General features: G+C 55.1%; 10 protein-coding genes. 5 read left to right on the top strand and 5 right to left on the bottom strand.

Annotated features, from left to right (window positions below):
- The first annotated feature begins 68 nt into the window (after positions 1-68).
- The gene (locus B1C80_RS15325; RefSeq protein ID WP_009284883.1) at positions 69-290 is read left to right on the top strand and encodes a DUF2795 domain-containing protein; all 222 of its coding nucleotides are present in this window, start codon (positions 69-71) and stop codon (positions 288-290) included.
- 91 nt (positions 291-381) lie between these two features.
- Here the strand turns inward: B1C80_RS15325 and B1C80_RS15320 are convergent, their stop codons facing one another.
- Complete coding sequence (locus B1C80_RS15320) at positions 382-855, bottom strand: sterol desaturase family protein (RefSeq protein WP_077922072.1); 474 nt, start codon at positions 853-855, stop codon at positions 382-384.
- Positions 856-1,026: 171 nt separating this feature from the next.
- On the opposite strand from B1C80_RS15320, the gene B1C80_RS15315 reads away from it, so the two are divergent.
- Positions 1,027-1,695, top strand: coding sequence for a helix-turn-helix domain-containing protein (locus B1C80_RS15315; RefSeq protein WP_077922469.1), 669 nt, complete (start codon positions 1,027-1,029; stop codon positions 1,693-1,695).
- A gap of 3 nt (positions 1,696-1,698) precedes the next feature.
- Here B1C80_RS15315 and bioA read toward each other — a convergent pair whose 3' ends face one another.
- Both bioA and B1C80_RS15305 read right to left on the bottom strand, forming a co-directional pair.
- Positions 1,699-2,991 (bottom strand): adenosylmethionine--8-amino-7-oxononanoate transaminase, encoded by a 1,293-nt coding sequence (gene bioA, locus B1C80_RS15310; protein ID WP_077922071.1) that lies wholly within the window; start codon positions 2,989-2,991, stop codon positions 1,699-1,701.
- A 14-nt stretch (positions 2,992-3,005) separates the two neighbouring features.
- Positions 3,006-3,527 (bottom strand): HAD family hydrolase, encoded by a 522-nt coding sequence (locus B1C80_RS15305; RefSeq protein ID WP_077922070.1) that lies wholly within the window; start codon positions 3,525-3,527, stop codon positions 3,006-3,008.
- Between the two features lie 50 nt (positions 3,528-3,577).
- Between B1C80_RS15305 and B1C80_RS15300 the strand changes: the two genes are divergently transcribed.
- The 3 genes from B1C80_RS15300 to B1C80_RS15290 all read left to right on the top strand — a co-directional run bounded on the left by B1C80_RS15300 (position 3,578) and on the right by B1C80_RS15290 (position 6,938).
- Positions 3,578-4,978: an RsmB/NOP family class I SAM-dependent RNA methyltransferase gene (locus B1C80_RS15300; protein ID WP_077922069.1), complete on the top strand. Its 1,401-nt coding sequence runs from the start codon at positions 3,578-3,580 to the stop codon at positions 4,976-4,978.
- The gene (locus tag B1C80_RS15295; RefSeq protein WP_077922068.1) at positions 4,975-6,012 is read left to right on the top strand and encodes a carboxylesterase; all 1,038 of its coding nucleotides are present in this window, start codon (positions 4,975-4,977) and stop codon (positions 6,010-6,012) included. Before B1C80_RS15300 ends, B1C80_RS15295 begins: the two co-directional genes overlap by 4 nt.
- A 107-nt stretch (positions 6,013-6,119) precedes the next feature.
- On the top strand, positions 6,120-6,938 hold the full coding sequence (locus B1C80_RS15290; RefSeq protein WP_077922067.1) for an enoyl-ACP reductase: 819 nt from the start codon (positions 6,120-6,122) through the stop codon (positions 6,936-6,938).
- Between the two features lie 78 nt (positions 6,939-7,016).
- Here the strand turns inward: B1C80_RS15290 and B1C80_RS15285 are convergent, their stop codons facing one another.
- Together B1C80_RS15285 and B1C80_RS15280 are read right to left on the bottom strand one after the other, a co-directional pair.
- Complete coding sequence (locus B1C80_RS15285) at positions 7,017-10,103, bottom strand: AAA family ATPase (RefSeq protein WP_077922066.1); 3,087 nt, start codon at positions 10,101-10,103, stop codon at positions 7,017-7,019.
- Positions 10,100-11,332 (bottom strand): exonuclease subunit SbcD, encoded by a 1,233-nt coding sequence (locus B1C80_RS15280; protein WP_077922065.1) that lies wholly within the window; start codon positions 11,330-11,332, stop codon positions 10,100-10,102. Before B1C80_RS15280 ends, B1C80_RS15285 begins: the two co-directional genes overlap by 4 nt.
- Between the last annotated feature and the right edge of the window lie 447 nt (positions 11,333-11,779).

Raw genomic sequence — 11,779 nt, 5'->3', positions numbered from 1 at the left:
TCTTGGAAATCAAGTTTTTTTTACTTTTGCACCCTCATTGAAAAATCGACATTAACTACGAACACACTATGTACTGGACACTTGAACTGGCCTCCTATCTGGAAGATGCCCCCTGGCCCGCTACCAAAGATGAACTGATCGATTATTCGATTCGCTCCGGCGCTCCGCTCGAAGTGGTTGAAAACCTCCAGGAACTCGAAGACGACGGACAACCTTACGAAAGTATTGAAGAAATCTGGCCCGACTATCCGACCAAAGATGATTTCTTCTTCAATGAAGACGAATACTGAGCCAGCTTAAAAGGACAGTACAAAAAAGGTGTACCTGCGCGAAGCGGATACACCTTTTTTATGCCCGGGAGTAACCGGATAGGGCCGTTGGTCAGGCCGTTTCTGATTTCGCTTTTTCCTTGACCGGACGGTCGTATTTTTTCGGAGCATACAGAAAGCCGAATGCTTCGGCGCCTTCTTTGGTATGTACCTTATGATGAATATAGTGCGCCCGCATGATGCGCTGCATATAACGCCCGTTGGTGTTGACGTTCAGCCTGGCCCGCCGGTGTACGATAACATCGTGAAATACAAAATAAAACACCCCGTAGAGCGTAACGCCCGCGCCAATCCAGGCCAGGTACCGATAGTCGGGCAGTTCTACGCCCGCTACGATCAGCGAGATGGCCGTACCGGCAAAAACAACCGCAAACAGGTCGTTTCGCTCAAAAAAACCTTTGTGATGATTGTGGTGATCGCGGTGCCAGCTCCATAAAAAACCGTGCATCACGTACTTATGGGTGAACCACGCTACCCCCTCCATAAACAGGAATGTACCAATAACGAGCGCAACGTTTAGCAGCATTTTTATGTTATTTATACGATTGAGTTAATCATCTCTGCCAATTTGTAACGGTATGTACGACTAAAAAGTTGGCCGCAGATAACCCACTTTTCTGCAAAATAGAGATACAGGAATAATAGTTGCAAGGTTGTGGAAAAGTCGTATATTTATCGCGATTCAGTGCTCAACCAGATGACCCCATCTGTTATGGACCATCAGGCGCTCAAGAACCTGGTTAAACGGGGAGAGGGTTCCCATTTAGAGTTCAAGCTGAAAACAAACCATCCCGAAAAAATTATTCGGGGCGTGGTAGCCTTCGCCAACACCAACGGCGGAACCATGCTCATCGGCGTCGGCGACGACAAAACGATTCCGGGACTAAAATACGCCGACGAAGACGAGTACCTGCTCGTTCGGGCTATTCACAAGTACTGTTTTCCGCGCATTTCATACACCATCGAACGGGTTCAGCTCTACGACGAGCGCGAAGTTCTGGTCATTCGGGTGCCGCCCAGCCTTAACAAGCCGCATTATATCATTCCTGACCCCCAGGAGCCCGACAACAAGAAGGCCTACGTACGTGTGGCCGACAAATCCGTGCAGGCCAGTCGCGAAGTGCGCGAGATCCTGAAAGGCGAACAGGCCGCCCGCGACATCCGGTTCAACTACGGCGAGAAGGAGCGTAAGCTGATGCAGCACCTTGGCGAGCACAACAGCATTACGGTTGATCTGTTCGCGTCTATTGCGGGTATATCGCGCAAAATAGCTTCCCGAACGCTCGTGCTGCTGGTGCTGGCCAACGTGCTTGAAATCCATCCCAACGAGGTGGTTGATCAGTATACTACCCGTCCGGTCTCGTAGCGGTTATCTGTCAGTACCGGTTTCGGCCAGGTGGGTCAGCAGCGCTTCGATCTGGGTATAGGTATACTGCAGCTGCTCATTGGTGGTGCAATAGGGCGGCATCAGGTAAAGTACATTACCCAGCGGCCGCATCAGCACACCCCGGTCCAGCAGAAACGCATACGCCCGATCCCGAATGCCGTTGAAGTACGATGTGCCGCCTTCGCCCAGCAGATCGAACGCCAGTAGCGTGCCCCGCTGCCGGATATTACCCACCCCCGACTGCGTTGTCAATCGACTCACAAAACCGGCGTGCTGCTGACTGATACGGTCAATATTGGCCCGCGTATCATCAGAGAGCGTCAGGTCCATGCTGGCCAGCGCAGCCGAGCAGGCCAGCGGGTTGGCGGTATAGGAGTGTCCGTGAAAAAGCGTCTTTATCTTTTCGGTCGATAGAAACGCTTCGTATATCGGTTGCGTGCAGGTAGTGACGCCCATGGCCATCGTGCCGCCGGTTATTCCCTTCGACAGACACATCAGGTCCGGTTTTTCGGTCAGGTAGTCTGAGGCAAACAGTCGGCCCGTACGGCCAAACCCCGTCATTACTTCGTCGGCGATCAGGAGCGAGCCCTGTTGCCGGGCCATCTGGAACAGCTCGTCGAGTATGGCGGGTTCGTACATGACCATGCCACCAGCGCCCTGCACCAGCGGTTCGGCAATGAAAGCGGCCACGTCGGTCGTAAACAGGTCGCGAGCCTGACGAAGCACAGCTTCTTCCTGCCCCGGTACCGGTACCGGCAGGTATTCCACATCGAACAGGAAAGGCGTAAACGGGGCGGTGAACGCACTACGCCCGCTTACCGCCATTGCGCCAAACGTATCGCCGTGGTAGGCTCCTTCCAGCGCAATGACTTTCTGGCGGGGTTGGCCCAGGTTATACCAGTACTGGAAAGCCATCTTGAGCGCTACCTCAACCGCCGTAGAGCCGTTGTCGGAGTAAAAAATCTTAGCCTGCCCAGTCGGCAGTATAGCCAGTAGCCGCTCGGCCAGTTCAACCGCCGGCTGGTGGGTGAAGTCGGCAAAGATGACGTGTTCGAGGGTGTTCAGCTGCTCCGACACGCGTTGCGCAATGTACGGATTGGCGTGGCCGTGGAGGTTGACCCACCACGACGCGATCATGTCCAGGTATTCGCGGCCATCGGCGCCATAGAGAACAGAGCCAGCGCCCCGAACAATAGGGGTGGGCAGCGGAGCCGTTTGCATTTGGGTGAACGGATGCCAGATGACAGCCTGATCACGGGTTGCTAAATTGAGCATAGGTTGTTGACGGATTACGAGTGCCACTTCGCCTGTGCTTTCAGGACGCGTTCGATTACATCACGAACGGCTCCCTGACCCCCCAATTTCTGCGACACATAGCTGCAGACAGCTTTGACCTCATCGACCGCATCGGCCGGGCAGGCCCCCAGCACCTCAGGACGGCTAAGTATCGGGCAGTCGGGCAGGTCGTCGCCCATGTACAGGATTTCTGATTCGTTCAGATCATCGCGGGAAACGTAGGTCAGGAAGGTGTTGAGCTTCTGATCTGAGGGGTTGCCCATGAATAAATCGGTTACCCCCAGGATCTCGAACCAGTTCCGAACGCCATCGGCCGTGGCGGCCGAAACGATACCGACCCGGAACCCTGCCCGAAGCGCGTGCTCAATGGCGTAGCTGTCTTTGATGTCGAAGGTTCTGAATTGTTCGCCGGAAGCCAGCAGATGAACATCGCCGGTGGTCAGGACCCCGTCGATGTCAAAAATAAAGGTTCGGATGGTAGCGAAACGGTTGAGTAAGTCAGGCGTAAGTAGCATCCGGCAAAGGTAATGAATCAATCCGCGTGCTGGTTTCGTACCTTTGAGTAATGAATACTCTTCCAAAAACAGGGCTACCGAAGGACCAGCTTCCGCCGGCGTTTCAGGACCAGATGCAGACGCTGCTGGGTGATGAATTTCCGGCTTTCGAAGCTGCGTTAGGCGAGCCTGCTCCCGTGAGCATCCGGCTAAATCCGCGTAAACCGGCCGTCGATACGACGGAACTGGAGCGGGTGCCCTGGTGTGCGGATGGATTTTACCTGCCCCAGCGTCCTAATTTTACCCTCGATCCGCTGTTTCAGGCGGGTGCCTATTACGTACAGGAGGCCTCGTCTATGCTTCTGGCCGAAGCCCTGCGGCAGTCTGTCCGGTCTGATCGGCCGCTTCGGGTGCTGGACCTGTGTGCGGCCCCGGGCGGGAAAAGCACCCTGCTGGCGTCGGCCCTTCATTCCGATAGTCTGCTGATCTGCAATGAAGTGATCCGAAGCCGGGTGTCGGTGCTGCGCGAGAACATCGAAAAGTGGGGTTACCCGAACGTTGTTGTCAGCAATCACGATCCCGAGGACCTTGGTAAACTATCGGGGTTCTTTGATGTGGTTCTGGTCGATGCGCCCTGCTCGGGGGAAGGATTGTTTCGGAAAGATCCCGACGCCGTTGGCGAGTGGTCGGCCGATAGCGTACAGCTCTGTTCGGCCCGGCAGAAACGGATTCTGGCCGCTGCTGCGCCCCTGCTCGATCAGGGCGGTATCCTGATTTACTCGACCTGTACGTATAACGATGTCGAAAATGTGGATAACATGCAGTATCTGGTGGATAACGGCTTCGACAGCCGGCCGCTGATACTGCCCGCCGACTGGAATATCGTTGAAAAACACGTGGGCGATGCCGTTGGCTATCAGTGTTATCCACATCGGGTACGGGGCGAAGGGTTTTTTATCAGCGTTTTCCGGAAAACAGCCTTCTCGCCTACGGTCAGGCTGGACGCCCGAACGTTCCGGAGCATCCGGGCGCTGCGTCCGCGCGAAACGGCTTCGGCTTCGCAGTGGCTCCAGCATCCGGCCGACTTTTCGTTCTGGGAAAAACCCAACGGCGACGTGATGATACTACCCAAAGCGCTGGAGAAGCAGTTTCTGTTTCTGGACGTGGCTATTCATAACAAAGGCTTTGGCCTCGAGATCGGGCAGTTTAAAGGAACCGACTTTATTCCGTCGCATGCGCTGGCGTTGAGTACGGCGGTTCATGCCGACCTACCAGCTATCGAACTCAGTAAAGAAGAGGCACTTCGGTACTTTAAGAAAGAAAACCTGGTGTTCGATCGGCCCGTCAAAGGCTGGTTGCTGGCCCGGTATAAAGGCCTGAATCTGGGCTGGATGAAGGGCGTAGGCAACCGCGTCAACAACTACCTGCCGAAAGACTGGCGTATCCGAATGGAAATCAAAGAGTACGCATGAAACGACTGTTCACCATCACGGGTTTGCTGCTGGCTGTATTGGTTGGTGGCTATGTACTCGGGCCATCGTCGCATTACGATCCCATCAAAGACGAGCCAATTATTCTCGATTCTGATTTGGTTAAACTTGAACAACGCATTGCCGAGTCAGAAGGCAAGGCGGGGCTGAAGCCCGACAACGAAGCCCGGATCATCTGGGCCGATAGCTCGCGCAAGGTAAAGACGCCCTACAGCCTGGTTTATATTCACGGGTTCTCGGCGAGCTGGGCCGAGGGCGACCCTATTCATAAGCAGCTGGCCCGGCAGTTCGGCTGCAACCTGTATCTGGCTCGCACCGACGGCCACGGCGTTAAGTCGCCCGATGCGCTCAAGGAGATGACGCCTGCCAGCTACGCAGCTTCGGCCGAGCGGGCGCTGGCCATCGGTAAGGCGCTGGGCGAGAAAGTCGTGGTTATCGGCACCTCGGCGGGGGGCATGCTGGCGCTGTACCTGGCTGCGCGTCATCCTGAGCTGGAAGGGCTGGTGCTGTACTCGCCCTGTATTGCGGTGGCCAATCCGGCGCTGAAGCTGGCTACCCGTCCCTGGGGCAAACAGATTCTGGACCGGGCTTTCGGGGGCGAACACGCCATCATGACCCACTACAAACCCGACCGGGCCCAGTACTGGTTTACCCAGTATCATACCAATGGACTCATCACGCTGCAAACCATGCTCGATCAGTATATGACCCCGGAGCAGTTTCAGCGGGTAAAGCAGCCGGTGTTCATGGGCTATTATTACAAGGATGAAGACAATCAGGATAAAGTAGTGTCGGTAGCGGCCATGCTGGCGATGTATGACGAGCTGGGCACGCCAGCCGATAAAAAACAGAAGGTTGCTTTTCCCGAAGCGGGGGAACACGTTATCGCGTCGCACTTCACGTCGGGCGATCTGGACGGGGTGTACAAGACTACCGAAGCGTTCATGCGGAACGTGCTGAAGATGCCCGTGGCGGGCGCTTCGGGCACAACGGTAGCCCTTAACCTGAAAAAATAGTCTACTTTTGTTGTTCCGACTGGAGTGAAAGCAATACAGTCGTGTGGTGTTTGACCGCAACCTGTGATTTGACCATCGAGCCGGGACCCCGGCAAAACAGAGAAAAAATGGCTTACGGATTACTGAATGGAAAGCGAGGCATCATTTCGGGTGCCCTGAATGAACAATCAATTGCCTGGAAAATTGCCCTCAAGGCCAAAGAAGAAGGGGCTACGTTTACGTTGACCAACGCGCCCATCGCCATGCGCATGGGAGCTATCCGCGAGCTGGCTGAGCAAACGAACGCCGAAATTATTCCGGCCGATGCTACCTCATCCGACGATCTCGACAACCTGTTCACCAAATCGCAGGAAGTACTGGGCGGAAAAGTTGATTTCGTGCTGCACAGTATCGGCATGAGCCCCAATATTCGCAAAGGGCGCGCCTATACTGATCTGAACTATGACTGGCTGAAACAGACGCTCGATATTTCGGCGGTGTCGTTTCATAAAATGCTCCAGTCTGCCTATAAACTCGACGCCATCAGTGAGTGGGGTTCGGTGGTGGCGCTGACCTACATGGCGGCCCAGCGTACCTTCCCGTTCTATACCGACATGGCCGATGCCAAAGCCCTGCTCGAATCCATTGCCCGGAGCTTCGGCTACCGCTACGGCCAGCACCGCAAAGTGCGGATCAACACGGTGTCGCAGTCGCCTACGCCAACCACGGCGGGCAGCGGTATCGGTGGTTTTGACCGGTTCTTTGAATTTGCTGAAAAAACGGCTCCGCTGGGTAACGCCACCGCCGATCAGTGCGCCGACTATTGCATTACGCTTTTCTCGGACATGACCCGCATGGTTACCATGCAGAACCTCTTCCACGACGGCGGCTTCAGCATGACCGGTATTTCGGAAGAAGTAATGGACCTGATCAATAAGCAACCCTAGTACTACAGTATAAAAGGGCGGGCTGTGTGTCAGAAACGGTATCTACGATTCCGTCTCGACGCACAGCCCGCTTTTTGTTTAGTCCCAGCTGGTCTCGATCCGGCTACCGGTCTCAGTGGCTATGGTGCGGATGTAAGTGTCGACTTCGTGCTGCAGGTCGTCAACGTGCGAAATAATACCGACCACCCGGTTTTCCGTGCGTAAGGCTTTCAGCGTTTTAAACACTGTTTGCAGCGCGTCTTTGTCGAGCGTGCCGAAGCCTTCGTCCAGAAAAAACAGATTCTGCCGCGCTTTGGTCAGGTGCTGAATATTGTCCGACAGCGCCAGCGCCATGGACAGGGCGGCCTGAAAGGTCTGGCCGCCCGACAGGGTTTTCACGCTTCGCAGTTCGCCCCCGTTCATGTAGTCGCGAATCTGGAAGTTGTTTTTCTCATCCAGTTCCAGCTTGAGCTGGTTGTTGGTCAGCTTGAAGAACCGCTCGTTGGCCGATTCGCAGAGGCTTTTCAGATAAACGGATGAAACGTAGTTGACGAACCCCTGCGCCCGGAACATCTCGTCCATCTTTTTCAGATCCTGCCGCCGAAGTTCCAGCTCGTCGTGCCGCTTCTGGTGGCTCAGTTTCTGCTGCCATTGGGTTTCGAGCGAGGCCAGTACGCTCGTAGCGCGGCCGTGCTCTTTGTTCAGCTCGTCTTTTTCGGCCTGTAAAATCGCCAGTTGCTGCTGAACGGTTGCCAGCTCGTCCGGATCGAAGGGGTGCTGGGTCAGTTCAGCCTCCAGGAGGTCGACCTGGCGCTGAAGCCCGCTCCGCTGCTCGTTATATTCGTTGATCTGCTGCTTTTCATGCCCAACGTTCAGCTCCGACCGCACTATTCGGCTTACCTGATCGAGCGTCAGGCGCTGCGCTTCCAGATTCCGGGCAATGGTAACGTCGAGCGCGTCGAGTTCGGTAGTGACCTCGCTCAGCTGGTTATGAAGCTGCTGAATCTGTTCTTCAACGGTTGCCAGCTCTTTTTCGGCCTCGCTTTTCTGCTTTGAGGTAGCATCGAAATTGAGCCGGGCCTGGTTGTAGACCTCGCTCAGCGATGCCCGCAATGCGTCAATCTGATCGAGCCGCCAGTTGGTGACCTCATCGAGCCGGAAATGCGCCAGTGATTCGGCGGCCGTTTTCAGCTGGCCACTCAGCCCCGCAATAGCATGACCGGTCTCGATGACCTTTTTTGACAGATCGTTGTACGCTTTTTCGGCGTCGGTAATCAGTTGGTCCAGGTTTCGAATAGCCTGCTGGGCATCCTGAAGCTGCTGTTGCGCATCGCTTTCCCGGCGTATGGCCTCGGTTACCTCGCCTTCGCGCTCTTTCGAGAACTCGGGCCAGACAAAACGGTCTTCATGTTCGGTCAGCTGTTTGACAATATCCGTGCGCTCCTGAATAAGTCGTTTGCCGTTTTCCAGCTCGGCCCGCAGTTTCGTAACCAGTTCTTTAATCGTTAACTGAAGCGTTGAGGTGTCTTCAATACGCTGTATAACTTTCTCCAGAGCGGCTTCGCTGCGTTGCACATCGGCCGGATCGGCGTCGCCCCGGTGGCGGTCAGGGTGGTGGGCCGATCCGCACAGGGGACAGGGCTGCCCTTCGCTGAGCGCATCGGCATACTTCCGCAGCTCGTCCTGAATCAGCAGCTGCCGGTGCTTTTGCTCGCGCTCCTGCCGAATTGTTTTAAGGTTGGTCAGGGCGTTGTCGATATAGTCGGGCAGGACCTTAAGCGTCAGGTCGGCCCATTCGGCCGGAAAACCGGCCAGTACTTCGTTCTTTTCCTGCTTAAGATCGTTTATGGCCTGGTCATATCGTTCAACCCCAGCCTGAAGATCGTCGGCCTGCTTTTTCAAGGGCGCATAGACCGCAAACCAGTTCTTGACCTGGTACAGCCGTTCCAGGTCAGACGTCCGGCCGAGTCCCTGATCCAGCACCTGCTGCTGCTGAGCGCGGGCGGCTTTGTGGCGTTCGAGCTGAGCAGCCTGCCGGTCGAGCTGTCCGGATAAGGTTGTCTGATAATGGGTCTGCTCGCCAATGGTCTGTTGCAGGGTTCTGATCTGCTGTACCGTATCCAGCTCGTCAATTTTCTGCTGTAGCTCATCCCGGCTTTCGTAGGCCTGCCGGGCGGCTTCGTAGAGCTGCTCCAGCCCCGCAAGCCGCTTGGTAACGGACAGTAGTTGCTGCTGGGCGATCCGTTCGCTCTCGGTCAGCCGACTTTTTCGGGCGTTTGCTTTCTCAAGACCCGCCAGATCGGCCTGAAACAGCAGCAGACAGCTTTCGTACAAAGCCAGCGTCTGCTCGCGCTCCCGGTAGCTCGCTTCCTGCCCCAGCAGCAGGCTCAGTTCCTGCTGGAGTGATGACAGGGTTTTGCGCTGCTTCTGCCGATCGAGCAGGCGCTGCTCGGTGGGGAGCAGTTCGTTGATGTCGGTATCTTTCCGGGTCAGGGCTTCCGTGACGGCAGCAATGGCCGACCGGGCCTCATCGATAGCTTCGGGCGTAACCGCTTCCAGGGGAGACAGTAAACCCCGCAGTTCGGATAGTTGCTCGTCGTTTGCTTTGTTCAGTTTGGCAACCCGCCCGGCCAGGTCGTACTGATCCAGCTTGAACAGCTGGTTCATCATTTTGGTCCGTTCGGCAGCGCCCAGCTCCAGAAACTCGCGAAACTGGTTCTGCGGAATAATAATGATCCGCTTGAAGTTGTCGTAGTCGATTCCAAGAATATCCCGCGTCAGTACGGCGACGTCATCTTTTTCGGTACCGATGGGGGTCCACTCGTCGTCTTTTCGGATGAACATGCGCCGTTCACCCGCCCCGATTTCGTGATGTTTCTTCGGATGCCGCCGGGCTTCGTAGGTGAACTTGTAGATAGCCTGATCCGGGCCCGCCTGAAACTCGAAGTCGATCATGAGCTGTTTCGACTTCAGGTTCATCATATTGTACTGGCGGTTATCACGGCCATTCAGTCGCTCGGTCTCGCCGTAGAGGGCAAAACTGATGGCTTCGAGCAGCGATGTCTTACCGCTTCCCACTTTACCGAAAATGCCGAACACACTCGCGCCAGCCAATGGCCTGAAATCTACTTCCTGAACGTCCTGGTAGGAATACAGCCCCTGAATGCGCAGCTTAATGGGTATCATTCTAACTCGGTTGCTAAAATCTCGTTGAACAGCTGCCGGAGTCGCTGATTGGGCTCCTGCCCTTTGTTCTTGTTCTTGAAGTACTCCGTAAAAAGCACATCCATACTTTGCGTCAGGTCGATCGCCGGACTGCGCTGGGCTTCGGTCGTTTCAATATCACGGATATCCGGAATAATACTGGCCGATGACAGCGCTTCGTGCGCCTTCGCCAGCCGCCGGCGGTCTTCGGCTGTCAGGTAGGTAGGGGTTTGCAGGGTAATCTCGGGATAACATTCCGGGTTAGCCTCCAGCCATTCGACGGCATCATCGACGCGGGTAAATCGTTTTCGGAGAAGCCGCTTCCCCGTTTTCAGCGGAACTGCCCGAACGTCGACCGCCCGGCCTGGCTCGGCATTGATGAGCATCGCATATTTCTGCTGATCCGCTTCGGCAAAGCTGTATGCCAGCGGACTGCTGCTGTACACAACCGGACACGGACCGCCCCCAATCTCCTGCTGCCGATGCAAATGCCCCAGCGCTACGTATTGTACCGGTGCAGGAATCATATCGGTATACACTACCGAAGCGCCCCCTACCTGTAGAATGCTTCGTTCATCGTCCGACTCTTCGGGTTGTTCGCCCCCGCGTTTCATAACAAACAGATGCGCCACGAGAAGATTAACCCCCTGGTCATCCATGTAGGTGCTGGCCAGGTCGCTCCAATGCTGTTGAATGTGTTCCCGAAACTGATCCGTAGCGTTGGTCATTCCGTAATACGTACGCATCCGGGCCTCGTTGGCGTAAGGAGTCAAAATGATACGAACCGGGAAATCGTGCCGGGGTAGCTTCAGTTCAACGAAGCCGGGCGCAACCTGAAGTAGTTTCGTTTCACAGGTGAGCAGGTGTGACCGAACTTCCGTTTTCGGGAAACCAACGAATATGATACCGCACTCGCGGCCGAAGTGGTCCTGTGCTTCAATCCGATCCGGGTTGTCGTGGTTGCCGGCAATAACGACAACCGGCCGACGACCGCCCCCCGTCAACCGTTTCAGCGTACTGTATAATAGATCTTCGGCTTCGGCAGAGGGGTTAAAGGTATCGAACAGGTCGCCAGCCACCAGCACCAGATCAACGTCTTCGGCTTCGACAAGCTCGACTAGTTCGTTCAACACCCCTTTTTGCTCGGCAAGTCGGTTAAAATCCTGCAACCGCTTTCCCAAATGCCAGTCCGCTGTATGTAAAATTTTCATGGAATGAGGCTGGATAAGCACTATAGAGGTAAAAAGAAAGATGCAATATACGGCATGTGACACGGATATAGAGCCTGAGAAGGGAGCTAACCGTAGGACACAGGAAAGAATAAATTGTAGTTCTGCGAAGGCATCCAAAAACCTCAAAAAAAGTTTGAAAAATTTACGGAGAGTAAGTGGCTGAGGTTGGGCCACTTATCCGATGGGCGGGGCCAGAGCTCCCAACTATTTTTCCGCCAGGGCTTGACAGAGGCCAAAAAGCGCCCTACCTTTGCAGTCCCAAATCGAGAGAAACAGGGCGCTGATCCAAAGCAACACGCTAACGGTCAGCGAGTTACGAGTAACAAACTGACAATCAATACCCAAAAATATTTTCAGTTTTTACTTGACAACCGGGAAAAAAGACGTACCTTTGCACTCCCAAACAACGAGACACGGAGCGGCCAC

The sequence above is a fragment of the Spirosoma sp. 209 genome, assembly GCF_002006735.1.
GTDB lineage: Bacteria > Bacteroidota > Bacteroidia > Cytophagales > Spirosomataceae > Spirosoma > Spirosoma sordidisoli.
This window is presented reverse-complemented; position numbering and strand designations above follow the sequence as displayed.